Origin of the sequence: Pseudomonas sp. 18-147 (genome assembly GCF_051048045.1) — a bacterium.
GTDB lineage: Bacteria > Pseudomonadota > Gammaproteobacteria > Pseudomonadales > Pseudomonadaceae > Pseudomonas > Pseudomonas aeruginosa.
The window spans coordinates 5527249-5550085 of record NZ_CP182296.1 but is presented as its reverse complement, the minus strand read 5'-3'; the positions used below and the strand labels follow the sequence as shown (position 1 = coordinate 5550085).

The window sequence follows — 22837 nt, the reverse complement described above, 5'->3', positions numbered from 1 at the left end:
CCTGCATACCGCAGGCAGGTCCCTTCATGCGGTAACCCTTCGCGGGAGTGCGAAGTCAGGTCGACAGCGGCCGGTGGCAGGATGCGCAGACTGGAGCCCCCATGTGCGACACCCTGATCCTTCGCCACCAGGGCCAGACCTGGTTCGCCAAGAACAGTGACCGCGAGCCCGCCGAACCGCAGCGTCTGCTGCGCCTGCCGGCGGTGCGCAACGATCCGGAAGCGCGCTTGCGCACCACCTATCTCGACATTCCCCAGACCGCCCAGCGACATGCGCTGGTGATCAGCCAGCCGAGCTGGATCTGGGGCGCGGAAATGGGCGTCAATGAGCACGGCGTGGCCATCGGCAACGAAGCGGTGTTCACCAAGCTGACCCGTCAGCGCGGCACCGCGCTGCTCGGCATGGACCTGCTGCGCCTGGGACTGGAGCGCGGCGCCAGCGCCCGCGAGGCGCTAGAGGTGATCACCGGGTTGTTGCAGCGTTACGGCCAGGGCGGCCCGGCCGGCTACCGCGACAAGCGCATCCGCTACGACAACAGCTTCCTCATCGCCGACCCCGGCGAAGCCTGGGTGCTGGAAACCGCCGGCAACCTGTGGGCGGCGAAGAAGGTCGAGCGCTGGGCCATCTCCAACGCCCTGACCCTTGGCCACGAATTCGACCTGTGCAGCCGCGACCTCGAGGACCAGGCTCGCCGCCAGGGCTGCTGGGATGGTCGCGGCGACTTCCACTTCGCGCGGGTCTTCGACACCCGCCTGCTACCCTGGGTCGGCGGCGCGCACCGGCGCTGTCGGATCAACCAGCGCTTCCTCGACAGTCTGCCTGGCGAGCCGGACTGGCACGCGCTGTTCGCCGCGCTGCGCCACCATGGCCCGCGCGGTGACCACTTCCGCCGCCACAACAACCGCCAGGTATGCATGCACGCCGGCAGCTTCTGGCGGCCTTCGCAGACCACCGCCAGTCTGGTCGCCCGCTTGCGCGACGACGGCCCGCTGCTGGCCGCCACCGGTACTTCGGCGCCGTGCCTGGGACTGTTCCAGCCGCTGTCCTTCGATCCGGCCTCCGGCACCGCCGTGCTCAGCCAGCCGCGCGAGGCGGTACAGGAGTCCCCCTGGTGGCGCTTCGAGGCGGTGCACCGCCGCGCGCTCACCGACCGTGCCTTCCGCCGGCTCCTGCGCAGCGGCCGCGATTGGCTGGAACGGGAACTCTTCGCCGACCTCGAACAGCCCGACTGGCCGCGCCTGGCAGAGGACGCCGCAGCCTGGCACGCCTGTTGGCATGATCAGGTCGCCATGCAGCCGCTGGCGCAGCAGCGCTGGTGGCGTAGCCACGCCGCGCTATGACGCTTGTCAAACGGGCATCGCCTTCCGTAAGGTGCTGCACCGGTCAAACGAGGGGCATGCCATGAGCGACTTGCAGCAACTGTTCGAGAACAACGTCCGCTGGGCCGAAGCGATCAAGCAGGAAGACCCGGACTTCTTCGCCAAGCTGGCCCGCCAGCAGACCCCCGAGTACCTCTGGATCGGCTGCTCCGACGCGCGGGTGCCGGCCAACGAAATCGTCGGCATGCTGCCCGGCGACCTGTTCGTCCATCGCAACGTCGCCAACGTCGTGCTGCACACCGACCTCAACTGCCTGTCGGTGATCCAGTTCGCCGTCGACGTGCTCAAGGTCAAGCACATCCTGGTCACCGGCCACTACGGCTGCGGCGGCGTGCGCGCCTCCCTGCACAACGATCAGCTCGGCCTGATCGACGGCTGGCTGCGCAGCATTCGCGACCTCGCCTACGAATACCGCGAGCACCTGGAGCAGTTGCCGACCGAGGAAGAGCGCGTCGATCGCCTCTGTGAGCTCAACGTGATCCAGCAGGTGGCCAACGTCAGCCACACCAGCATCGTCCAGAACGCCTGGCACCGCGGCCAGTCGCTGTCCGTGCATGGCTGCATCTACGGGATCAAGGATGGCCTGTGGAAAAACCTTAACGTCACCGTCAGCGGCCTCGACCAGTTGCCGCCGCAGTATCGCTTGAGTCCGCTGGGCGGTTGCTGCTGAGGGAGGCGGAAGCTCTTCCCTGCGCGTTCCCCTCTCTCTGGAGGGACAGGGGAACTGTCGAGGACGGCTTCAGAACTCCACGCTATACGTCAGGCTGTAGGTCCGCCCCCGTCCCTTGTAGTCGAACAGTCCCGCTGGTGCGAGCCCGCCGTAGTAGACCTGCGCGCGTTGTCCCCAGACCGTGGTGTAGTCCTTGTCCAGCAGGTTCTGGATGCCCGCGGTGAGGGTGCCCACCGGCAGCGCCTGGGTGCCGAGCAGGTCGAACAGCGCGTAGCCGTCGATCTTGTTGCCCGGCTCGTCGTTCAGGTTGAAGGTGCGCACGCCCTGCAGGCGCAGGCTGCGCTGGTCGTCCTTCCAGCCGACGAAGGCGCCGGCCTTGGACGGGCTGGCCGAGGTCACGTCCTGCTTCAGCCAGCGGCCGTCGACCTTCTCCTGGGAGCGGATGGCCAGGCCGTTGACGCCGACCTGCCAGTGATCGTCCAGCCAGTAGGTAGCCTGGCCCTCCAGGCCGTAGTTGCGCTTCTTGGTGTCCTGCTGCAGCACCGCCAGGGTCTTCGAGTCGTACTTGATGCTCTTGTCCGACCAGGAATAGAACGCCGCCACCTGGGTATCCAGGGCACCGTCGGTGTGCCGCCAGCCCAGCTCGACCTGCTTGGTCTTGATCCCGTCCAGCGGCGAGTCGTTCACGCTGACCCCCTGCAACAGCGGGTAGTGGCCATTGCCGTCGGCTGCGCCGTAGCGTCCGAAACCGTAGTACTTGGCCGGATCCGGCAGCTCGAAGCCTTCGCTGTAGTTGGCCCAGACCTGTTGTTGCAGGTTCAGCTTGTAGATGGCGCCGACGTTGACCAGGTTGACGTCGTAGTCCTTGCTCCCGCCCGGAACCGCGTCGGCGGTCTTGCCGAGGCCGTTGGCGATGAGGATCTGCTGGTTCGCCGCAACGAAGTCGCTGACGTCGGTGCTCATCGACTGGCGCCGCACGCCGGCGCTCAGGGTCAGGTCGTCGGTGGCCTTCCAACTGCCCTGGAGGAAGAAGGCGCGGCTGTCGGTATCGATGTCCGGGTAGCGGCCCAGCTTGGCCTGTTCGCTGGCTACCAGCCCGCCGCTGGCGGCGGCGAGCGGCAGGTTGAAGAGCATCTGGTCGGACGTGAATTTTTCCCGGTCCAGGTCCACCCCGTAGGTCAGGCTGGCGCGCTCCCAGGTCTTCACCAGGGCCAGTTTCATCCCGTAGTAGTCAGTGTCCTGCTGCGAGGCCGAGTAGTAGGAAGTGCCGTAGTTGATCGCGCCACTATTGCTGTAGCGGATGGTGGGGAAGGGGTTGAAGGCCATCTTCTCGTTGCGGTAGTAGGCCTGCAGGTAGAGGTCGTGACCCAGCACTTCCGGCGCATGGTAGGTGGCGTTGAACTGATGGCGCTTGCTTTCCGGCTCGCGGTCGAGGTCGACGCCGCCCTTGATCGAATAGGGTGCCCGTCCGCGCAGGGCATCGAAGTTGCGCCCGAGATCGAGGCCGCGGTCGCCGTCGTAGCCGGAGTCGTAGTACTGCAGGCCGAGATCGAGGCTGTGGCCATTGGCGAAAGTGAAGCCAAGGCTGCCCATCAGGTCTACCGACCTGTTGTACTGCAGGTCGGTCTGGGTGATGTCCGTCAGTACCTGGTCGCCACTGCCGTCGTAGGCCGCGCCGTTCTTCTGGTAGGCGATGGCCAGGCGGCCATTGAACAGGTCGTTGCCGCCGCTGATCGACTGCGCCGCGCGCAGGTCGTGGTCCTCATGGCTCTGGAAGCCGCTGCGGGCGCCCAGCTCGGTGTTGAAGCGAGTGTCGCCGCCGACGCCCTTCTTGGTCACGATGTTGATGATCCCGCCGGTGGCGCCGCCGCCGTACACCGCGCTGGCGCCGGACATCACCTCGATGCGCTCGATGTTGAATGGGTCGATGGAGTCGAACTGCCGGCTGATGCCCCGTGAACTGTTCAGCGACACCCCGTCGATCATCACCAGTACGCTGCGTCCGCGCAGGTTCTGGCCGTTGTTGGTACGACCCTGGGAGCCGATATCCAGGCCCGGGATCAATTGTCCCAACGCCTCCTTCAGCGGCACGCCGGCCTGGGTCTGCTGGTCCAGTTGCTCGCGCTCGATCACCCAGACCGTGCCGGGCAACTCGCTGATGCTGGTCGGCGCGCGCGAGCCGATCACCACCATCTGCTGCTCCACCGGATCGGCAGCCAGCGCAGGAGCGGAAAACGAAGCGAAGAGGGACAGGGAAAGCGCCAGGGGAGCCGGGCGCAAAGGGATGGAGCGGGGCATGAGGAGATTTCCGAGTTGCTGTTGTTTTGATGGGCGGCAAAGCTAAACAAATCGATAATGATTATCAAATGATTCGAACTGTTTCAATGAGGCATGCCTGGCATCCAAAGCAAGATGAAATGCCTGACACGGGGCGCTGCGCATGGCGTGGCCCTACAGCGGATCCTCGGGCATTCCTCGATGATGATGCGGTATGCACATCTGTCGCCGGAGCACTTGGAATCGGCGATGCGCTTTTCTCCGATTACTCAGTCTGGCTACAAATTGACCACATGAGGATCTGTGGTAGTCTGTAGTGAAATTAACGCTTAACGTTAAGGGTTAATGAATGATTCTGACCTTTCGCTGCGACGAGACTCGTCAGCTTTTTGAGACGGGTCTTTCGAGGCGGTGGGGAGCGATCCTCACAGTCGCTACGCGTAAGCTCGCAATGCTTCATGCGGCTAGGGAGCTTCGAGACCTGCGCTCTCCACCTGGAAACCGGTTGGAGCCGTTGCAGGGAAAGCGGGCGGGCCAACATAGCATCAGGATCAATGACCAGTGGCGTGTCTGTTTCGTCTGGACGGATGCGGGTCCCGAAGAAGTCGAAATAGTTGATTACCACTGAGGAGGTGGACCATGGCTACCAATGGTATGCGCCCCATCCATCCTGGGGAAATATTGCGCGATGAGTTTCTGATGGAGTTTGATATCTCTCCAGCTGCTCTAGCACGCGCTTTGAAAGTCTCCGCTCCGACAGTGAACGATATCGTTCGTGAGCAGCGTGGTATCTCCGCAGATATGGCGATTCGTCTGGGGCGTTACTTTGATACGTCCGCTCAGTTCTGGATGAATCTCCAGAGTGAGTATTCGTTAGCAACTGCTTATGCGGCGAATGGCAAGCAGATCGAACATGAGATTGAGCCGCTGCTTGCTCACGGATAGCAGTGACGTTGATCGTAGAGCCCCGCAGATGCGGGGCTTTTTTATGCGAACCGTAAATCGGTAAAGGGGGGCGTAGACGGTTTGTAGTCGGTTTGTAGTCTGCCGACCAAAACAAAAAGGGGTTAGCTTGCGCTAACCCCTTGAAAAATATGGTGGCTACACCGGGACTTGAACCTGGGACATCAGCATTATGAATGCTGCGCTCTAACCGACTGAGCTATGTAGCCGAGTGGCGCGCATTTTCCGTATCTCGGGCGGGGCTGTCAACCCCTGGGGCTAGATAATTTTCTGATCTTTCAATCGTTTAGACGGAAGGGGTCGGATCGCCGGAGAGAGGGCGATGGGGAGGGGTAGGAGCGAAAAGCCCCGGCGCTTGGCCGGGGCTTTCCTGGGACGGGAAGGGGATTACACGTTGAAGCGGAAATGCATCACGTCGCCGTCCTTGACGATGTAGTCCTTGCCTTCCAGGCGCCATTTGCCGGCTTCCTTGGCGCCCTGTTCGCCCTTGAACTGGATGAAGTCGTCGTAGGCGACCACTTCGGCGCGGATGAAGCCTTTCTCGAAGTCGGTGTGGATCACGCCGGCGGCCTGCGGGGCGGTGGCGCCGACGCGGACGGTCCAGGCGCGGACTTCCTTCACCCCGGCGGTGAAGTAGGTCTGCAGGTTGAGCAGGCCGTAGCCGGCACGGATCACACGGTTCAGGCCGGGTTCCTCGAGACCGAGGGACTCGAGGAACATGTCCTTCTCTTCGCCGTCTTCCAGCTCGGCGATCTCGGCTTCGATCTTGTTGCACACCGGCACCACCACCGCGCCTTCTTCCTCGGCGATGGCCTTCACCACATCCAGGTGCGGGTTGTTCTCGAAGCCGTCCTCGGCGACGTTGGCGATGTACATCACCGGCTTGCTGGTCAGCAGGTGGAAGCTGCGCACCAGGCGCTTCTCCTCGTCACCGAGGTTCTTCAGCAGCGAACGCGCCGGCTTGCCCTCGGTGAAGTGGGGGATGAGCTTTTCCAGCAGGGCCTTCTGGGCCAGGGCTTCCTTGTCGCCGCCCTTGGCGTTGCGGGCGACTTTCTGCAGTTGCTTCTCGCAGCTGTCGAGGTCGGCGAAGATCAGTTCGAGGTCGATGATCTCGATGTCGCGCTTGGGGTCGACGCTGTTGGACACGTGGATCACGTTGTCGTCTTCGAAGCAGCGCACCACGTGGGCGATGGCGTCGGTCTCGCGGATGTTGGCGAGGAACTTGTTGCCCAGGCCCTCACCCTTGGAGGCGCCCGCCACCAGGCCGGCGATGTCGACGAATTCCATGGTGGTCGGCAGTACGCGCTCGGGCTTGACGATCTCGGCCAGGGCGTTCAGGCGCGCGTCGGGCATCGGCACGATGCCGCTGTTCGGCTCGATGGTGCAGAACGGGAAGTTTTCCGCCGCGATACCGGATTTGGTCAGGGCGTTGAACAGGGTGGACTTGCCGACGTTGGGCAGGCCGACGATGCCGCAGTTGAATCCCATGCTATGTCCCTCGCGCTCAGACAGGCGCTAGAAAAGTGGTTCAGGCCTTCTGGCTGTGCAGCTTCTGCATCGCCCGGGTCCAGTCCCCGGCGAGCATTTCCGGCAGCACGCCGAGGGCGAAGTCGATGCTGGTGTCGAGCAGTTCCTGCTCGCTGCGCGGTGCGCGGCCGAGCACGTAACCGGAAACCAGGCTGCTGTGCCCCGGATGGCCGATGCCAAGCCGCAGGCGATGGAAAGAATTCTGATTGCCGAGCTGGGCGATGATGTCGCGCAACCCGTTGTGCCCGCCGTGTCCGCCGCCGGTCTTGAGCTTGGCGACGCCAGGGGGCATGTCGAGTTCGTCGTGGGCCACCAGGATGGCGTCCGGGGCGATCCGGAAGAATCCCGCCAGCGCCGCTACGGACTGGCCGCTGCGGTTCATGTAGGTGGTCGGGATCAACAGACGAACGTCCTTGCCCTGGTGGCTGAACTTGCCGACCAGGCCGAAATACTTGCGGTCAGCCACGAGGCTGACGCCCTGGGCATGCGCCAGGCGCTCAACGAAAAGGGCCCCCGCGTTATGCCGGGTCTGGTCGTATTCAGGACCCGGGTTTCCCAGGCCAACGATCAGTTGTACGGCAGTCACGACGGGAGCCCCTCTCTATAAAAAGGCGATCGAGTAATGAATTACTCGGCGGCGCCTTCTTCGCTACCTTCTTCCTTCACCACGCGGGAAGCGTGGATGTTGGCAACGGCCAGGTCGTTGCCGTGGGCCAGTTGTACCAGCTCGACGCCTTTCGGAGCCTTGAGGTCCGACAGGTGAACGATCTGGCCCAGCTCGACCTTGGCCATGTCGACTTCGATGAATTCCGGCAGGTCTTTCGGCAGGCAGGAAACTTCGACTTCGGAGATGGTGTGGGAGATCTCGCCACCGGCTTGCTTGACGCCAACGGCTACTTCTTCGTTGATGAAGTGCAGCGGTACGTGGGCGGTCAGCTTGTGGTCGGCGACCACGCGCAGGAAGTCGGCGTGCATCACGAAGCCTTTCGCCGGATGGCGCTGCAGGGCCTTGATCAGTACGGTTTCCTTGGCGCCGCCAACGTTCAGGGCGATCACGTGGCTGAAGGCAGCCTCGTTTTCCAGGAGCTTGGCGATTTCGCGCAGTTCCAGGGTTACGGACTGGGGCTCTTTGTCGCCGCCGTAAACGACAGCAGGAACCAGACCGGCGTTACGACGCAGGCGGCGGCTCGCACCTTTCCCCAGATCGGAACGCACTTGGGCATTCAGAATAAAGTCGACCATTGTGTATCTCCAAAAATAACAATGCGCCCGAACGCTTGCGACCAGCGTTCGGGCGATTTCAAAGGCCCCGCCGGAGCGGGGCGTTTTCGTTCAGGCGCGTTCGTCGAGGCTGGGCCTCAGCGGAACATCGCGCTGATCGATTCTTCGTTGCTGATCCGGCGCATGGCTTCCGCAACGACCGGAGCGATGTCCAGCTGGCGGATGCGGCCACAGGCCTGGGCAGCGGCGGACAGCGGGATGGTGTTGGTCACCACCAGCTCGTCCAGTACGGATTTCTCGATGTTCTCGATGGCACGGCCGGACAGCACCGGGTGGGTGCAGTAGGCGATGACCTTGGCGGCGCCGTGCTCTTTCAGGGCCTTGGCGGCGTGACCGAGGGTGCCGGCGGTATCGACCATGTCGTCTACCAGTACGCAGGTACGGCCTTCGACGTCACCGATGATGTGCATCACTTCGGACTGGTTGGCCTTGGGACGACGCTTGTCGATGATCGCAAGGTCAACGCCCAGGGACTTGGCCACGGCGCGCGCGCGCACCACGCCGCCGATGTCCGGGGAGACGATCATCAGGTTCTCGAAGCGCTGGTCTTCGATATCGTCCACCAGCACGGGGGAACCGTAGATGTTGTCTACCGGGATATCGAAGAAGCCCTGGATCTGATCCGCGTGCAGGTCGACCGTGAGGACACGGTTGACCCCGACGACGGTCAGCATGTCGGCCACTACCTTGGCGCTGATGGCCACGCGGGCGGAACGCGGACGGCGATCCTGGCGGGCATAGCCGAAGTAGGGGATGACAGCGGTGATACGAGTGGCCGAGGAGCGGCGGAAGGCATCGGCCATCACCACCAGTTCCATCAGGTTGTCGTTGGTCGGCGCGCAGGTCGGCTGAATCAGGAATACGTCCTTGCCGCGGACGTTTTCGTTGATTTCGACGCTGATTTCGCCATCGGAGAATTTGCCAACTGAAACATCGCCAAGAGGAATGTGCAGCTGACGCACGACGCGTCGTGCAAGATCGGGGTTAGCGTTCCCCGTGAAGACCATCATCTTGGACACGCTACAGGTACCTGTGTCGACCGAAGGGATCCGGATGAAATACAGAAGAGGAAAATGGCAGGGGCGGCTGGATTCGAACCAACGCATGGCAGGATCAAAACCTGCTGCCTTACCGCTTGGCGACGCCCCTGTGGTATTGCTCGAATGCCGTTTCGGCATTCCTTTCTCAGACCAGAGTTTCCAGCTTCCGGTGCAACATCGAGATGTTGCTTCCTTTGGCGACGAACCTCTGAAGGTGGCCTGGAAGAAGGGCCGAGACTTTATCAGCTTCAGCTTTGTTTGGGAAGCTCCCAAACACACAACCTCCAGTGCCGGTTAATCTAGCTGAAACAAATTTGTTTAGCAAGATCAAAGCGTTACGAACTTCTGGGTAACGCCTCTCGACTACCGGCTGACAGTCGTTTCGGCTGTCCCCCTCGAGAACGGTGCGCACTTTAATGGCGGGAGAATCGCGTGTCAACAGTGGATCTGAAAAAATTTCTGCTGTGCTGACAAGTACTTGCGGAACCACGACGAGATACCAGGGCTCCGGGATGTCCACCGGGGTGAGCTTTTCGCCCACGCCCTCGGCGAAAGCCGCGCGTCCGCGGGTGAAGACCGGCACGTCGGCGCCCAGGCGCAGGCCCAGGGCGGCGATGCGGTCCTCGTCCCAGCCGAGTTGCCAGAGATGGTTCAAGGCCAGGAGCGTCGTGGCGGCGTCGGAGCTGCCGCCGCCGATGCCGCCCCCCATGGGCAAGCGCTTGTCCAGCCAGATGTCGGCGCCTTGCGGGCTGCCGGAGGCTTCCTGCAGCCCGCGCGCGGCGCGCACGATCAGGTTGCTGTCGTGCGGCACCCCGGCGATTTCCGTGTGCAGGCGTACCTGGCCGTCCTGGCGGGCTTCGAAATGCAGCTCGTCGCCGTGGTCGAGGAATTGGAACAGGGTCTGCAACTCGTGATAGCCATCGTCGCGGCGGCCGAGGATATGCAGGAACAGATTGAGCTTGGCCGGGGCTGGCAGGCTGAGGCGCACGCTCATGTCAGCGGCCGAGCTGGCGCGGCTGCCAGTCCTTGATCACTAGGGTGACGTCGAGGTCCTGGCCGTGCAGTTTCAGGCGCTCGGGTAGCCAGTAGCCGTTCTGTTCGGCGTAGCGGGTGTATTCGATCTGCCAGCCGTCCTGTTCCAGGCGCGCCAGGCGGCTGTCGGCGTCGAGGGTCAGGCGGCTCTTGCTGTCCGGCGCCGGGAGGCCGCGTACCCACCAGAGCAGGTGCGAGACCGGCAGGCGCCAGCCTAGTTGTTCTTCCAGCAGTGCTTCCGGGGACTCCGCCTGGTAGCGGCCCTGCCCGGCGACCTCCAGGCTCACCGCGCCTTCACGCCCGGTCAGGCGTGCTGCGCCGCGGCCGAGCGGGCCGGACAGGCGGATGTCGTAGTAGCCCTGGCGCTGCAGCCAGAACAGGGTGCCGCTGCCGGAGTCGCGCGGGGCGCGGATGCCGACCTTGCCGTCGATCTGCCAGGCATCCAGCTCGCTGAGCTGCTGCTTGTGGGTTTTCCAGGTCTGCGCATCGCCCTGGCCTTCCAGGGCTTCGTGGGAGGTCAGGCCGGCGCAGCCGCTGAGCAGGGCCAGCGCGGAGGCGGCGAGGAAAAGACGTAGACGCATGGTTTCAAGGAGTCTCGGCGCCGGTCAGGCGCTTGATGGTGCGGCGCAGCACGTCGCTGTCGGGCTGCTTGTCGAGGTATTCGCGCCAGATGGCCCGGGCGTCGCCCTGGCGCCCCTGGGCCCAGAGGACTTCGCCCAGGTGCGCGGCGACCTCGTGGTCGGGGTAGCGCTGCAGCGCCTGGCGCAGGTAGCGCTCGGCGTCGGCCAGCTTGCCCTGGCGATAGTTGATCCAGCCCATGCTGTCGAGAATCGCCGGGTCGTCCGGGTTCAGCTTGTGCGCCTTGAGGATCAGCTCGCGGGCCTCGCCGTAGCGGGTGGTGCGGTCGGCCAGGGTGTAGCCGAGGGCGTTGAGGGCCATGGCGTTGTCCGGCTCGCGGGCGATGACGAAGCGCAGGTCCTTTTCCATCTGCGCCAGGTCGTTGCGCTTCTCCGCCAGCATCGAGCGGGTGTAGAGCAGGTTGAGGTCCTCCGGGTACTGCTTCAGACCCTCCTGGATGGCCTGCCAGGCCTTTTCCTGCTGGTCGTTGTTGGACAGCGCCTCGGCTTCGATCAGGTACAGCTGGATGCCGTAGTCGGGTTGCTCGCTGCGCGCCTTGTCCAGGCGCTGGGCGGCTTCGTCGACGCGACCGGCCTTGAGCAGGACGTCGGTCTGGCGCAGTTGCGCCGGGAGGAAGTCATTGCCCGGGCCGACCTGGGCGTACTCGTCGAGGGCACGCGCGGTGTCCTTCTGTTCCTCGGCGAGGCGGCCGAGGTTGAAGTGGGCGGCGTCGACGTGGCTGTCGCGCTCGACCAGTTCTTCCAGGTAGATCCTGGCTTCGTCCCAGGCCTGGGCTTCCAGGCAGACCAGCGCCAGGGAGAAACGCAGGTCGTCGTCGTCGGGGAATTGCTGGACCAGTCCGGCGAACTCGGCCTTGGCGTCGTCCAGGCGGTTCTGCTCCACCAGCAGGCGCGCGTAGGCGAGGCGCACGCGCTTGTCGTCCGGGTGTTCCTTGATCCCGGCCTTGAGCAGCGGCAGGGCCTCGTCGCTGCGCTTCATGCTCTGCAACAGGCGCGAGCGGAGCAGCAGGGGGGCCACTTCGTGGCGGCTTGCGGAGTTGTCCTCGAGCAGGGTCAGGGCTTCGTCCGGGCGGCCGTCCTGTTGCAGCAGCAGGGCCTTGCCGAACAGCAACTGGCCGTTGTTCGGGTATTTCTTCAACAGGTGGTCGAAGCTCTGCAGCAGGCCGGCGCGGGTATCCGGGTCGGTCTCCGCGGCAGACAGGGCGAGGAAGTCGAAGTGCGTGTCGCCCTGGCCGTTGAGGACCTTCTCCATGTACACCATGGACTCCTCGTAGCGCCCGGCGCGGGCCAACTGGATCGCGGCGGCGCGTTGGGCATCGAGGTTGTCCGGCGCGCTGCGCGCCCAGAGCAGGGAGGTGTCGAGGGCTTCCTGGTCGGCGCCGAGGTATTCGGCGATGCGGAAGGCGCGCTCGGAAACCCCGGGGTCGCGGGTTTTCTGCGCCTGCACCACATAGTTGCTCAGGGCGATGTCGAAGCGGTTGCGCTGCCCGGCCAGTTCGGCCACCAGCAGCGAATACAGGCTGTCCTCGCTGAAGGAGGCGTACTTTTCCGGCTTGGCCTTGGTCTCGACCGCGGTGTCTTCCACCGGCGGGGTGCCATCGGGAGTCTTGTGGATAAGTGACTGGCAGCCGCCGAGCAGCAGCGTGACGGTCAGCAGCGCAAGGGATTTGTTCATAGAGGAAGAAAGCCGGCCTTGAACCTGCGAGGGTGGCGCCATCATGACATAAGCCGTCCGGCAAGCCCAAGGGGGCCGGGACGGGCGTCGACGAAGCTGTCTATGGGGTCAATACATCGGCAATGGTTGTCCTGCCCTTGGCGAAGTAGGAGAATTGCGCGTTTCCCCGATTAGCTCAGCGATCCTGCATGGCCTTCATTGCCCTCGGCATCAATCACAAGACCGCCTCGGTGGCTGTCCGCGAGCGCGTGGCTTTCACTCCGGAACAGATGGTCGAGGCGCTGCAGCAGCTCTGCCGCCTGACCACCAGCCGCGAGGCGGCCATCCTGTCGACCTGCAACCGGAGCGAACTCTACCTGGAGATCGACCATCCGACCGCGGACGACGTGCTCGCCTGGCTGGCGGACTACCATCGCCTGACCCTCGACGAGTTGCGCGCCTGCGCCTATGTGCACCAGGACGAAGACGCGGTGCGCCACATGATGCGCGTGGCCTCCGGCCTCGACTCGATGGTCCTCGGCGAGCCGCAGATCCTCGGCCAGATGAAGTCGGCCTACGCCGTCGCGCGCGAGGCCGGCACCGTCGGTCCGCTGCTCGGCCGCCTGTTCCAGGCCACCTTCAGTACGGCGAAGACCGTCCGCACCGATACCGCCATCGGCGAGAACCCGGTGTCCGTGGCGTTCGCCGCGGTGAGCCTGGCCAAGCAGATCTTCAGCGACCTGCACCGCAGCCAGGCGCTGCTGATCGGCGCCGGCGAGACCATCACCCTGGTCGCGCGCCACCTGTTCGAGCAAGGCGTGAAGCGCATCGTGGTGGCCAACCGCACCCTGGAGCGCGCCAGCCTGCTCGCCGAGCAGTTCGGCGCCCATGCGGTGCTGCTTTCGGAGATCCCCGAGGAGTTGGCCAACAGCGATATCGTCATCAGCTCCACTGCCAGCCAGTTGCCGATCCTCGGCAAGGGCGCCGTGGAGCGCGCGCTGAAGCAGCGCAAGCACAAGCCGATGTTCATGGTCGACATCGCCGTGCCGCGCGACATCGAGCCGGAAGTCGGCGAACTGGACGACGTCTACCTCTATAGCGTCGACGACCTCCACGAAGTAGTGGCGGAGAATCTCAAGAGCCGCCAGGGCGCTGCCCAGGCCGCCGAGGAACTGGTCGGCAGCGGCGTCGCCGAGTTCATGCAGCGCCTGCGCGAACTGGCCGCGGTGGACGTGCTGCGCGCCTATCGGCAGCAGGCCGAGCGCCTGCGCGATGAGGAGCTGGGCAAGGCCCAGCGGCAACTGGCCAACGGTGCCGACCCCGCCGAGGTGATGGCCCAGCTGGCCCGCGGCCTGACCAACAAACTGCTGCACGCGCCCAGCGTGCAGATGAAGAAAATGTCCGCCGAGGGCCGCATCGACGCGCTGGCCCTGGCCCAGGAGCTGTTCGCCCTCGACGAGGGCGCGCCGCGCCACTGACCGGTACCTATGCCTGCATGAAAGCTTCTCTGCTGAAAAAGCTGGATGTCCTCAGCGATCGCTACGAAGAACTGACGGCGCTGCTCGGCGACGCCGAGGTGATCAGTGACCAGACCCGCTTCCGCGCCTATTCCCGCGAGTACGCCGAGGTCGAACCGGTGATCCTGGCGTTCCGCGACTACCGCAAGGTGCAGGCCGACCTCGAGGGTGCCCAGGCGTTGCTCAAGGACAGCGACCCGGAGTTGCGCGACCTCGCCGAGGAGGAGGTCGCCGAAGCGCGCGGCCGCCTCGCCGCCCTCGGCGACAGCCTGCAGCGCATGCTGCTGCCGAAGGATCCCAACGACAGCCGCAACGTGTTCCTGGAGATCCGTGCCGGCACCGGTGGCGACGAGGCGGCGATCTTCTCCGGCGACCTGTTCCGCATGTATTCGCGCTACGCCGAGCGCCAGGGCTGGCGGGTCGAGACGCTGTCGGAGAACGAGGGCGAGCACGGTGGCTACAAGGAAGTGATTGCCCGGGTCGAGGGCGACAACGTCTACGCCAAGCTCAAGTTCGAGTCCGGCGCGCACCGCGTGCAGCGGGTGCCGGAAACCGAATCCCAGGGCCGGATCCACACTTCCGCCTGCACCGTCGCGGTGCTGCCGGAGCCGGACGAGCAGGCAGCGATCGAGATCAACCCGGCCGACCTGCGGGTGGACACCTACCGTTCCTCCGGTGCCGGCGGCCAGCACGTCAACAAGACCGACTCGGCGGTGCGCATCACCCACATTCCCAGCGGCATCGTGGTCGAGTGCCAGGAAGAGCGCTCGCAGCACAAGAACCGCGCCAAGGCCATGGCCTGGCTGGCGGCCAAGCTCAACGACCAGCAGCAGGCCGCGGCGCAGCAGGCGATCGCCAGCACGCGCAAGCTGCTGGTGGGCTCGGGCGACCGCTCGGAGCGCATCCGTACCTACAACTTCCCGCAAGGGCGGGTCACCGACCATCGCATCAACCTCACCCTGTACTCCCTGGGCGAGGTGATGGAGGGCGCGGTGGAACAGGTGATCGAGCCGCTGCTGCAGGAATACCAGGCCGATCAACTGGCGGCCCTGGGCGACTGACATGACCACTATCTGTACCCTTCTCAAGGATTCCCAACTGCCCGATTCGCCCAGCGCCCGGCTCGACACCGAGTTGCTGCTGGCGGCGGCGATGGGCAAGCCGCGCAGCTTCCTGCGTACCTGGCCGGAGCGCATCGTGCCGCGCGAGGCCAACGAGCTGTTCGACGACTGGATCGCCCGTCGGCGCAACGGCGAGCCGGTGGCCTACATACTTGGCCACCAGGGCTTCTGGAGCCTGGACCTGGAGGTCGCGCCACACACCCTGATCCCGCGCCCGGACACCGAACTGCTGGTGGAAACCGCGCTGGCGACCCTCGCGGCGGACACCGCTACCGTGCTCGACCTGGGCACCGGCACCGGCGCCATCGCCCTGGCCCTGGCCAGCGAACGGCCGCTGTGGACGGTGACTGCGGTGGACCGCGTGGAAGAGGCCGTGGCGTTGGCCGAGCGCAATCGCCAGCGGCTGCTCCTGGAGAACGTCGAGGTGCGCCGCAGCCACTGGTTCTCCGCTCTCGATGGCCGACGCTTCCGGATGATCGTCGGCAATCCGCCGTATATCCCTGCCAGCGATCCGCACCTGAGCGAGGGCGACGTGCGTTTCGAGCCGAAGAGCGCGCTGGTCGCGGGTAGCGATGGCCTCGACGATATCCGCCAGATCGTCGCCCAGGCGCCGCAGCATTTGCTGGACGAAGGCTGGTTGCTGCTCGAGCACGGCTATGATCAAGGGGCGGCTGTGCGCGAACTGCTCGGCGCCCGCGGCTTCGCCGGGGTACATACGTTGCGCGACCTCGGCGGCAACGAGCGGATCACTCTCGGACAATGGGCATGCTGAGCGACGAGGAACTGCTGCGCTACAGTCGCCAGATCCTGCTGGCGCAGGTCGACGTCGAGGGCCAGCTGCGCCTGAAGCGCAGCCGCGCACTGATCGTCGGTCTTGGCGGCCTGGGTTCGCCGGTGGCGCTGTACCTGGCCGCGGCCGGGGTCGGCGAGCTGCACCTGGCGGATTTCGATACGGTCGACCTGACCAACCTGCAACGGCAGGTCATCCACGATGGCACCAGCGTCGGTGTCGGCAAGGTGGAGTCGGCGATGCGCCGGCTGGGCGCGCTGAATCCGCAGATCCGCCTGGTCAGCCATAGCGCCGCGCTGGACAAGGACTCCCTCGATGCCGCCGTGGCGGCGGTCGACCTGGTGCTCGACTGCACCGACAACTTCGCCACCCGCGAGGCGGTCAACGTCGCCTGCGTGCGCGCCGGCAAGCCCCTGGTCAGCGGCGCGGCGATCCGTCTCGAGGGCCAGCTTTCGGTATTCGATACCCGCCGCGACGAAAGCCCCTGCTACCACTGCCTCTACGGGCACGGCAGCGAGGCCGAGCTGACCTGCAGCGAGGCCGGCGTGATCGGTCCGCTGGTGGGGCTGGTCGGTAGCCTGCAGGCGCTGGAGGCGCTCAAGCTGCTGGCCGGTTTCGGCGAACCGCTGGTGGGCCGCCTGCTGCTGGTGGACGCCCTCGGCACGCGCTTCCGCGAATTGCGGGTGCGTCGCGATCCTTCCTGTGCCGTCTGCGGGCAACGCCATGGCGGTTGAGTCGGCCGCGGTCGGCGTTTTCGATTCCGGGGTCGGCGGGCTCAGCGTATTGCGTGAGATTCGCGCGCGCCTGCCATCCGAATCGTTGCTCTACGTCGCCGACAACGCCCATGTGCCCTACGGCGAGAAGAGCGCGGAGTACATCCGCGAACGCTGCGAGCGGATCGGTGATTTCCTTCTGGAGCAGGGCGCCAAGGCTCTGGTACTGGCCTGCAATACCGCGACGGCTGCGGCTGCGGCGGAATTGCGCGAACGTTATCCGCAGGTGCCGCTGGTGGCCATGGAGCCTGCGGTGAAGCCGGCCGCGGCGGCCACCCGCAACGGTCGGGTCGGCGTCCTGGCCACCACCGGAACTCTGAAGAGCGCGCGTTTCGCCGCCTTGCTCGACCGCTTCGCCAGCGACGTACAGGTCTTCACCCAGCCCTGCCCGGGGCTGGTCGAGCGCATCGAAGCCGGCGATCTCTATGGGCCGCAAACCCGGGCACTGCTGGAACGCCTGCTGGCGCCCATCCTCGAACAGGGCTGCGATACGCTGATCCTCGGCTGTACTCATTATCCCTTCGTCAAACCCCTGCTGGCCGAGCTGATCCCGGCGGAGATGGCGGTGATCGATACGGGAGCGGCTGTCGCCCGGCAGCTGGAGCGCGTATTGTCGGCGCGGGCGCTACTGGCCTCTGGCCAGGCCGCGACGCCGCGTTTCTGGACCAGCGCGCTGCCGGAGGAGATGGAAAGGATCCTGCCGATCCTCTGGGGAAGCCCGGAAAGCGTAGGAAAATTAGTCGTTTAGTCGTTCCTGGCAGACGTGTCAGCGATTTTTTGAACTAAAGCGTTTGGTCTAGTATCTGCTTTAGTAAGTGCGCTCTTATAATGCGCAGCTTGAATGCGGGGGCTTTCATGCAACTTTCGAAAAGGACGTTTCAATGAAGAAACTACTTCCGCTGGCCGTTCTGGCCGCACTTTCCTCCGTCCACGTGGCGTCCGCCCAGGCGGCGGACGTCTCGGCCGCCGTCGGTGCGACCGGCCAGTCGGGCATGACCTATCGCCTGGGCCTGAGCTGGGATTGGGACAAGAGCTGGTGGCAGACCTCCACCGGGCGCCTGACCGGCTACTGGGATGCGGGCTACACCTATTGGGAAGGTGGCGATGAAGGCGCCGGCAAGCATTCGCTGTCGTTTGCTCCGGTATTCGTCTACGAGTTCGCCGGCGACTCGATCAAGCCATTCATCGAGGCCGGTATCGGCGTGGCGGCGTTCTCCGGCACCCGTGTCGGCGACCAGAACCTGGGTTCCTCCCTGAACTTCGAAGACCGCATCGGCGCCGGCCTGAAGTTCGCCAACGGCCAGTCGGTCGGCGTTCGGGCGATCCACTATTCCAACGCCGGCCTGAAACAGCCGAACGACGGTATCGAGTCCTACAGCCTGTTCTACAAGATCCCGATCTAGTCGGCACGGGCGAAAAAAGCCGGGTTCATCCCGGCTTTTTCATGGCTGCGATTCTTCCGCCACGCCGCGCCGCCCTATGGAAAGAGCGAGCCATTTGGCGGGAGGCGATAGCTCGCTGACGCGCCCTACGCGCGACCATCGCGCGGCGGCAGGTTGCGGAAAGCCGCCAGCGCCCGTTCGCGGCTGGCCTTCAGGTCGACCATCGGCCGTGGATAGTCGACCCCGGCGAACAGCCCCAGGCTGGACGGATCGTGGATCGCCTTGCGCTCCAGGCCGGCCAGTTCCGGCAGCCAGTGGCGGATGAACTCGCCGCGTGGATCGAAGCGTTCGGACTGCGAGAGCGGATTGAACAGGCGGAAGTAGGGGACCGCGTCGGTGCCGGTGGATGCGCTCCACTGCCAGCCGCCGTTGTTCGCCGCCAGGTCACCGTCGATGAGGTGGCGCATGAACCAGCGTTCGCCTTCGCGCCAGTCGATCAGCAGGTTCTTGCTGAGGAACATCGCTACCACCATCCGCAGGCGATTGTGCATCCAGCCGGTGGCGAGCAACTGGCGCATTGCCGCGTCGATGATCGGTATGCCGGTGCGCCCCTGTTGCCAGGCTTCGAGTTCCGCCGGGGCCTGGCGCCAGCGCAGGGCTTCGGTCTCCTCGCGGAAGGGGCGGTGCCGGGAGACCCGGGGGTAGCCGACCAGGATGTGCTTGTAGAACTCGCGCCAGAGCAGCTCGTTGATCCAGGTCGCGGCGCCTTGCTGGCCGCCGCTGAACTCGCCGCGGTTGGCAACCAGCGCGGCGTCCAGGCATTGTCTGGGTGAGAGTACGCCGGCGGCCAGGTAGGGCGACAGTTGGCTGGTGCCGGGAAGCGCCGGGAAGTCGCGCCGTTCATGGTAGTCGGCCAGGTGCTGGTCGGCGAAGTCGCGCAGGCGTTCCTGCGCTACCTCTTCGCCTGCCGGCCAGAGGCGGCGCAAGCTATCGGCCGGCCGCGGGAAGGCGGGCACGGCATCCGGCAGCGGGTCGCTGGCCAGCGCGTGCGGTGGTTGGGGCTGCGGACGCGGGCGGACACCCGGCAGGGCCTGGTACAGCCGTTCGTGGCAGACCTTGCGGAACTGGCTGAACACCTGGAAATAGCCGCCAGTTCGGGTCAGCACCGAGCCGGGGGCGAAGAACAGCTGGTCGAGGTGGCTGTGGAAGGCCACGCCCTGTTCACGCAGGCGTTGGCCGACGGCCTGGTCGCGGCGTTCCTCGTTCACCCCGTATTCCTGGTTGACGTGTACCGCGCCGACTCCCAGCTCCCGACAGAGCCGGCCGATGACTTCCGGGGCTTGCCGCCAGTGGCCGCAGTCGCGCACCAGCAGCGGGATGTTCAGCGCGGCGAGCTGGCGTTGCAGCTCGCCCAGGTTGCGCAGCCAGAAGTCGACCTTGCAGGGCGCATCGTCGTGTTCCCGCCACTGCGCCGGGCTGAGCAGGTAGAGAGCCACGCAAGGGCGCCCATCGGCGGCGGCGAGGAGCGCGCTGTTATCGGTGGTTCGCAGGTCGCAGCGAAACCAGATCAGGTTCATCGGAAGTCCGTTCATGGGTTCAACAGACCTCGTTCGCCGAGCAGGCGGCGGGCTTCCAGGGGCGTGCTCGCCAGCAGCAGGCCAGTTAGCGCCAGGGTTTCGAAGGCTTCGCGCTGGATCTCCACGGCCGGTCCGACCAGCACCACCGGGCAGCTCACCCCTGCCAGCAGGCGCGGCAGGTGCTCCGGATTGAGGCGATGACTGGCGTACAGCAACACGCCGCGAGCTTCCAGGCGTTCGCAGGCCAGGGCCAGTTCGGCCGGTGGCAGCGGCCAGTCGAAGACCTGTAGCGGCACCTCGCCGCTGCCGAGCAACCAACTGCACAGCCAGAGGTTCGGTTCCAGCGACAGCTCGGACTGGTTGACCAGCAGCAGCGGCGCGCCCTGTTGCAGCCGTTGCTGGTGATAAAGGCGGGCGCCCAGCTTGCTGCGCAACCAGGAGAAGAAGAAGGCCCGCTCCATGCGCGCGCCGAACTGTCCCTGCCAGCGTCGTTCGAGGTGCTGCAGCAAGGGTTGCAGAAGCTTTTCGCAGAGGGTCGCTACCGGATAGAGCGACGCGGCCTGGTTGAACAGATCGTCGAGGCGTCGCTCGGCCAGCGCGGCGATGGCGTCCAGCAGCTGTTCGTGCAGGCGTTCCCAGGGGGATTCGACATCCGCCGCCGGGGTTTCCTCCGGACGCTCCAGCAGCGCGCGCACCTGGCTGATGGCGACGCCACGCTCGAGCCAGACGAGTATCCGGCGGATGCGCTCGACCTGCTCTTCGCTGTAGAGCCGGTGCCCCTTGCCGGTGCGTTGCGGCACCACCAGGCCATAGCGGCGCTCCCAGGCGCGCAGGGTGACCGGATGGACGCCGGTCAGACGAGTGACTTCGCGGATCGGCAGGCCGCCGCGTTCGAGGTGGGGCGAGTTCATCGGGAAATCCTAGAGCGCGTTGCGCAGGCCGAGTTCGGTCGGGTGCGGTTGCAGGTAGGCCTGCTGGGCGATGTATGCATGCGGGTGGCGACGGAAGTGGTGCTTTAGCAGGGTCAGCGGTACCACCAGCGGCACGCTGCCATGCCGGTATTGCTCGATCAGCTCGCGCAATTCACGCCTGTCTTCGGTTGCGAGGTCGCGTTTCAGGTAGCCGCTCAGGTGCAGCAACACGTTGCCATGGCTGCCGCGGGTCGCGCAGCGGCGCAAGCCCTGCATCAGCTCGCCGAAGTAGCGAGTGCCGAGGGCTTCCGGCTGGTAGTGGCCGGCTTCGCCGAGCAGGCGGCCGAGGCTGCGGTAGTGCTCCGGCGAATGGGCCAGCAACTGGTACTTGTAGCGGCTATGGAAGGCGACGATGGCCGAATGGCTGAGGCCGCGCTGGCGCAGGGCCTGCCAGTGGGCATGGGCATACACGCGGGTGAGGAAGTTCTCCCGCAGGACCGGATCGTGCAGCCGGCCTTCTTCTTCCACCGGTAGCTCCGGCAAGGCTTCGCAAAGGGCTGCGGCGAAGCGTCCACGGCCTTCGGCGCGCGGCGCGCCGCCGCCTTCTGGATAGACCTTGACCCGTTGCAGCCCGCAGGACGGCGAGCGTTGCATGAAGATGAAACCGTCCAGCGTATCCGCCCGTTGCGCCACCCTCCGCGCATATTCGGCGAGCGCTCCGCCGACCGCCAGGCCGTCGCGGCTCCGCGCCTCGGCGGCTTCCGGAGTGCCTTCCAGGCGAATCGCCGGGCGCGGCGTGCCCAGGCCGATGGCCTGTTCCGGGCAGAAGGAGACGAACTCGACGTGTCGCGCCAGTTCCTCGCAAAGCGCGGATCGCTTGTGGCCGCCGTTGAAGCGCACCGGTTCGCCGAGCAGGCAGGCGCTGATGCCGAGTCGGGGCGTCAGGGAAGGGTGAGATTCGTGCATCGGTGTCGTCTCCCGAGGGGAAAGGAGGTTCGCGCGCAGCTCGACAGCCAGGCGGTCATACGACACATCCTAGAACTTATCTTGTACAGGTCAATGTATTTGTATAGGTATTTTCTTGTCACATCGGGCCGCCAGGCGACGGCCCGATCCCCTCAGAGATGTTCCAGCAGGCGCCGCGCGGCTTCCTGGCCGCTGAGCCAGGCGCCTTCGACGCGGCCGCTGGAGCACCAGTCGCCGCAGGCGTAGATGCCCAGGTCGGGATCGCCGAGGGCGCCCCACTGGTGGGCCTCCGCCGGGCGTGCATAGAGCCAGCGGTGGGCGATGCTGAAGGCGGCTTCCGGTACGGCGCAGCCGATCACTTCGGCGAAGGCGCAGCGCAGGTGCTCGACCACGTCCTCCTTGGCCATGTCGATGTGCTGCCGGCTCCACTGGCTGGTGGCGTGCAGCACCCAGGTGTCGAGGGTGGTGTCGCGCCCCGGCTTGCTGCGATTGCAGGCCAGCCAGGCGATCGGACTGTCGTGCACGAAGCAGCCCTGCACCGGGGTGTCGAGTACCTCGCGGAAGCCCAGCGCCACCGCCCAGGTCGGCTCCATGACCACGCTCGCGGCGGTGGCCGCCAGTTTCGGCACGCTGGCCAGCAGCGGCGTGGCCTGGGGAGCGGGGATGGCGATCAGGACCTGGTTGAACGGACCGTGGTTCTGTCCCTCGGCGTCCTGCAGGTGCCAGTGCTGCTTGCCGCGGAAGACCTCGGTGATGCGGCAGGAGAAGACCACTTGCAGATCGGTGAGCAGGGCGCGGGTGATCGCACTCATCCGTGGGATGCCGACCCAGCGTGGCTGCTCGTCCGGGGAGGGGCTCAGCTGGCCGTCGCGGTATTGGTAGAGAGCGGGTTTCCACTCGTCCACCCAGCCTTCCTCGCGCCAGTGTTGCAAGGCGTCGAGGAAGCGCCGGTCGCGGGCGGTGAAGTATTGCGCGCCGAGGTCCAGCGTGCCGGCCTCGCTGCGCTTGCTGGCCATGCGGCCGCCGCTGCCGTGGCCCTTGTCGAACAGTTGTACGGTCTGGCCGGCGGATCTCAATGCGTGGGCGGCGGAAAGCCCGGCGATGCCAGTACCGATGATGGCGATGGGGACGCTCATGACATGCCTCTCTGGTTGTGTAGCGTCTGGACAGGCGAATCAGGTTTCTTGTACAAGCTTGATTTAATGTACAGTATTGCGCGTGCTTCGAGGCGCACCTTGCATCGCGCCGATGGCGCGCCTGCGGCGCACGGCTCGCTTCCTGGCCTGTCGAACCTTCAGACGTTCCGTTCGGAAGTATCAACCGAGTTATCTGAAGAATA

Annotated in this window: 22 protein-coding genes, 2 tRNA genes and 1 pseudogene; 11 read left to right on the top strand and 14 right to left on the bottom strand. The window is 65.4% G+C overall.

Annotation, left to right across the window (positions count from 1 at the left end):
- Window positions 1-101 precede the first annotated feature (101 nt).
- Both ACM0M4_RS26325 and can read left to right on the top strand, forming a co-directional pair.
- On the top strand, window positions 102-1340 hold the full coding sequence (locus ACM0M4_RS26325) for a C69 family dipeptidase (RefSeq protein ID WP_031685043.1): 1239 nt from the start codon (window positions 102-104) through the stop codon (window positions 1338-1340).
- A gap of 61 nt (window positions 1341-1401) precedes the next feature.
- Complete coding sequence (gene can / locus ACM0M4_RS26320; RefSeq protein ID WP_003095021.1) at window positions 1402-2049, top strand: carbonate dehydratase; 648 nt, start codon at window positions 1402-1404, stop codon at window positions 2047-2049.
- Between the two features lie 69 nt (window positions 2050-2118).
- Here the strand turns inward: can and ACM0M4_RS26315 are convergent, their stop codons facing one another.
- Window positions 2119-4347: a TonB-dependent receptor gene (locus ACM0M4_RS26315; protein WP_003099265.1), complete on the bottom strand. Its 2229-nt coding sequence runs from the start codon at window positions 4345-4347 to the stop codon at window positions 2119-2121.
- A gap of 150 nt (window positions 4348-4497) precedes the next feature.
- On the opposite strand from ACM0M4_RS26315, the pseudogene ACM0M4_RS26310 reads away from it, so the two are divergent.
- From ACM0M4_RS26310 to ACM0M4_RS26300, 3 genes and pseudogenes are all read left to right on the top strand, one after another.
- Window positions 4498-4623 (top strand): annotated as a pseudogene (locus ACM0M4_RS26310) (phage integrase); the annotation flags it as partial.
- 52 nt (window positions 4624-4675) lie between these two features.
- Window positions 4676-4954: a type II toxin-antitoxin system RelE/ParE family toxin gene (locus ACM0M4_RS26305; protein ID WP_003117425.1), complete on the top strand. Its 279-nt coding sequence runs from the start codon at window positions 4676-4678 to the stop codon at window positions 4952-4954.
- A gap of 11 nt (window positions 4955-4965) precedes the next feature.
- Window positions 4966-5271, top strand: a complete 306-nt coding sequence (locus ACM0M4_RS26300; RefSeq protein ID WP_003113527.1) for a HigA family addiction module antitoxin — start codon at window positions 4966-4968, stop codon at window positions 5269-5271.
- Between the two features lie 150 nt (window positions 5272-5421).
- On the opposite strand, the gene ACM0M4_RS26295 is transcribed toward ACM0M4_RS26300, so the two are convergent.
- From ACM0M4_RS26295 to lbcA, 9 genes are all read right to left on the bottom strand, one after another.
- Window positions 5422-5498: transfer RNA gene (locus tag ACM0M4_RS26295), tRNA-Met, on the bottom strand.
- 178 nt (window positions 5499-5676) lie between these two features.
- Window positions 5677-6777 carry a redox-regulated ATPase YchF gene (gene ychF, locus ACM0M4_RS26290; protein WP_003099270.1) on the bottom strand — a complete coding sequence of 367 codons (1101 nt, stop codon included), beginning with the start codon at window positions 6775-6777 and terminating at the stop codon, window positions 5677-5679.
- 40 nt (window positions 6778-6817) lie between these two features.
- Window positions 6818-7402 (bottom strand): aminoacyl-tRNA hydrolase, encoded by a 585-nt coding sequence (gene pth / locus ACM0M4_RS26285; RefSeq protein WP_003099278.1) that lies wholly within the window; start codon window positions 7400-7402, stop codon window positions 6818-6820.
- A gap of 41 nt (window positions 7403-7443) precedes the next feature.
- On the bottom strand, window positions 7444-8058 hold the full coding sequence (locus ACM0M4_RS26280; protein ID WP_003099279.1) for a 50S ribosomal protein L25/general stress protein Ctc: 615 nt from the start codon (window positions 8056-8058) through the stop codon (window positions 7444-7446).
- A gap of 116 nt (window positions 8059-8174) precedes the next feature.
- A complete protein-coding gene (locus ACM0M4_RS26275; RefSeq protein WP_003099281.1) occupies window positions 8175-9116 on the bottom strand; it encodes a ribose-phosphate pyrophosphokinase in 942 nt (313 codons plus the stop codon).
- Between the two features lie 55 nt (window positions 9117-9171).
- Window positions 9172-9246: transfer RNA gene (locus ACM0M4_RS26270), tRNA-Gln, on the bottom strand.
- Between the two features lie 36 nt (window positions 9247-9282).
- The gene (gene ispE / locus ACM0M4_RS26265) at window positions 9283-10131 is read right to left on the bottom strand and encodes a 4-(cytidine 5'-diphospho)-2-C-methyl-D-erythritol kinase (protein WP_023122792.1); all 849 of its coding nucleotides are present in this window, start codon (window positions 10129-10131) and stop codon (window positions 9283-9285) included.
- A 1-nt stretch (window position 10132) separates the two neighbouring features.
- The gene (gene lolB, locus ACM0M4_RS26260) at window positions 10133-10750 is read right to left on the bottom strand and encodes a lipoprotein insertase outer membrane protein LolB (protein ID WP_003095005.1); all 618 of its coding nucleotides are present in this window, start codon (window positions 10748-10750) and stop codon (window positions 10133-10135) included.
- A gap of 4 nt (window positions 10751-10754) precedes the next feature.
- A complete protein-coding gene (lbcA, locus tag ACM0M4_RS26255) occupies window positions 10755-12527 on the bottom strand; it encodes a proteolytic complex protein LbcA (protein WP_019681347.1) in 1773 nt (590 codons plus the stop codon).
- Between the two features lie 143 nt (window positions 12528-12670).
- Here lbcA and hemA point away from each other — a divergent pair, with 143 nt between their 5' ends.
- From hemA to pagL, 6 genes are all read left to right on the top strand, one after another.
- Window positions 12671-13939: a glutamyl-tRNA reductase gene (gene hemA, locus ACM0M4_RS26250; protein ID WP_003095001.1), complete on the top strand. Its 1269-nt coding sequence runs from the start codon at window positions 12671-12673 to the stop codon at window positions 13937-13939.
- Window positions 13940-13956: 17 nt separating this feature from the next.
- Window positions 13957-15039, top strand: coding sequence for a peptide chain release factor 1 (prfA, locus tag ACM0M4_RS26245; RefSeq protein WP_003099290.1), 1083 nt, complete (start codon window positions 13957-13959; stop codon window positions 15037-15039).
- Window position 15040: 1 nt separating this feature from the next.
- On the top strand, window positions 15041-15871 hold the full coding sequence (prmC, locus tag ACM0M4_RS26240; protein WP_017002043.1) for a peptide chain release factor N(5)-glutamine methyltransferase: 831 nt from the start codon (window positions 15041-15043) through the stop codon (window positions 15869-15871).
- A complete protein-coding gene (locus ACM0M4_RS26235) occupies window positions 15865-16623 on the top strand; it encodes a molybdopterin-synthase adenylyltransferase MoeB (protein WP_003099296.1) in 759 nt (252 codons plus the stop codon). Before prmC ends, ACM0M4_RS26235 begins: the two co-directional genes overlap by 7 nt.
- Window positions 16613-17410, top strand: a complete 798-nt coding sequence (gene murI / locus ACM0M4_RS26230) for a glutamate racemase (protein WP_003099300.1) — start codon at window positions 16613-16615, stop codon at window positions 17408-17410. Before ACM0M4_RS26235 ends, murI begins: the two co-directional genes overlap by 11 nt.
- Window positions 17411-17543: 133 nt before the next feature.
- Entirely contained in the window at window positions 17544-18065 is a 522-nt protein-coding gene (pagL, locus tag ACM0M4_RS26225; protein WP_003099307.1) for a lipid A 3-O-deacylase, read from the top strand.
- 125 nt (window positions 18066-18190) lie between these two features.
- Here the strand turns inward: pagL and phrB are convergent, their stop codons facing one another.
- The 4 genes from phrB to ACM0M4_RS26205 form a co-directional block, all read right to left on the bottom strand.
- Entirely contained in the window at window positions 18191-19636 is a 1446-nt protein-coding gene (phrB, locus tag ACM0M4_RS26220; RefSeq protein WP_003121048.1) for a deoxyribodipyrimidine photo-lyase, read from the bottom strand.
- Window positions 19633-20532, bottom strand: a complete 900-nt coding sequence (locus ACM0M4_RS26215) for a MerR family transcriptional regulator (protein ID WP_003094990.1) — start codon at window positions 20530-20532, stop codon at window positions 19633-19635. Before ACM0M4_RS26215 ends, phrB begins: the two co-directional genes overlap by 4 nt.
- 9 nt (window positions 20533-20541) lie before the next feature.
- Window positions 20542-21498, bottom strand: coding sequence for a DUF523 and DUF1722 domain-containing protein (locus ACM0M4_RS26210; RefSeq protein ID WP_003099314.1), 957 nt, complete (start codon window positions 21496-21498; stop codon window positions 20542-20544).
- Window positions 21499-21650: 152 nt separating this feature from the next.
- Window positions 21651-22634: an NAD(P)/FAD-dependent oxidoreductase gene (locus ACM0M4_RS26205; RefSeq protein ID WP_003099318.1), complete on the bottom strand. Its 984-nt coding sequence runs from the start codon at window positions 22632-22634 to the stop codon at window positions 21651-21653.
- Window positions 22635-22837 lie beyond the last annotated feature (203 nt).

Excerpts from the sequence above, each read along its gene's own strand:
- ACM0M4_RS26325 (WP_031685043.1), top strand. The coding sequence starts at position 102 with ATGTGCGACACCCTGATCCTTCGCCACCAGGGCCAGACCTGGTTCGCC.
- can (WP_003095021.1), top strand. The coding sequence starts at position 1,402 with ATGAGCGACTTGCAGCAACTGTTCGAGAACAACGTCCGCTGGGCCGAA.
- ACM0M4_RS26315 (WP_003099265.1), bottom strand. The coding sequence starts at position 4,347 with ATGCCCCGCTCCATCCCTTTGCGCCCGGCTCCCCTGGCGCTTTCCCTG.
- ACM0M4_RS26305 (WP_003117425.1), top strand. The coding sequence starts at position 4,676 with ATGATTCTGACCTTTCGCTGCGACGAGACTCGTCAGCTTTTTGAGACG.
- ACM0M4_RS26300 (WP_003113527.1), top strand. The coding sequence starts at position 4,966 with ATGGCTACCAATGGTATGCGCCCCATCCATCCTGGGGAAATATTGCGC.
- ychF (WP_003099270.1), bottom strand. The coding sequence starts at position 6,777 with ATGGGATTCAACTGCGGCATCGTCGGCCTGCCCAACGTCGGCAAGTCC.
- ACM0M4_RS26280 (WP_003099279.1), bottom strand. The coding sequence starts at position 8,058 with ATGGTCGACTTTATTCTGAATGCCCAAGTGCGTTCCGATCTGGGGAAA.
- ispE (WP_023122792.1), bottom strand. The coding sequence starts at position 10,131 with ATGAGCGTGCGCCTCAGCCTGCCAGCCCCGGCCAAGCTCAATCTGTTC.
- lolB (WP_003095005.1), bottom strand. The coding sequence starts at position 10,750 with ATGCGTCTACGTCTTTTCCTCGCCGCCTCCGCGCTGGCCCTGCTCAGC.
- lbcA (WP_019681347.1), bottom strand. The coding sequence starts at position 12,527 with ATGATGGCGCCACCCTCGCAGGTTCAAGGCCGGCTTTCTTCCTCTATG.
- hemA (WP_003095001.1), top strand. The coding sequence starts at position 12,671 with ATGGCCTTCATTGCCCTCGGCATCAATCACAAGACCGCCTCGGTGGCT.
- prfA (WP_003099290.1), top strand. The coding sequence starts at position 13,957 with ATGAAAGCTTCTCTGCTGAAAAAGCTGGATGTCCTCAGCGATCGCTAC.
- prmC (WP_017002043.1), top strand. The coding sequence starts at position 15,041 with ATGACCACTATCTGTACCCTTCTCAAGGATTCCCAACTGCCCGATTCG.
- ACM0M4_RS26235 (WP_003099296.1), top strand. The coding sequence starts at position 15,865 with ATGCTGAGCGACGAGGAACTGCTGCGCTACAGTCGCCAGATCCTGCTG.
- murI (WP_003099300.1), top strand. The coding sequence starts at position 16,613 with ATGGCGGTTGAGTCGGCCGCGGTCGGCGTTTTCGATTCCGGGGTCGGC.
- pagL (WP_003099307.1), top strand. The coding sequence starts at position 17,544 with ATGAAGAAACTACTTCCGCTGGCCGTTCTGGCCGCACTTTCCTCCGTC.
- phrB (WP_003121048.1), bottom strand. The coding sequence starts at position 19,636 with ATGAACGGACTTCCGATGAACCTGATCTGGTTTCGCTGCGACCTGCGA.
- ACM0M4_RS26215 (WP_003094990.1), bottom strand. The coding sequence starts at position 20,532 with ATGAACTCGCCCCACCTCGAACGCGGCGGCCTGCCGATCCGCGAAGTC.
- ACM0M4_RS26210 (WP_003099314.1), bottom strand. The coding sequence starts at position 21,498 with ATGCACGAATCTCACCCTTCCCTGACGCCCCGACTCGGCATCAGCGCC.
- ACM0M4_RS26205 (WP_003099318.1), bottom strand. The coding sequence starts at position 22,634 with ATGAGCGTCCCCATCGCCATCATCGGTACTGGCATCGCCGGGCTTTCC.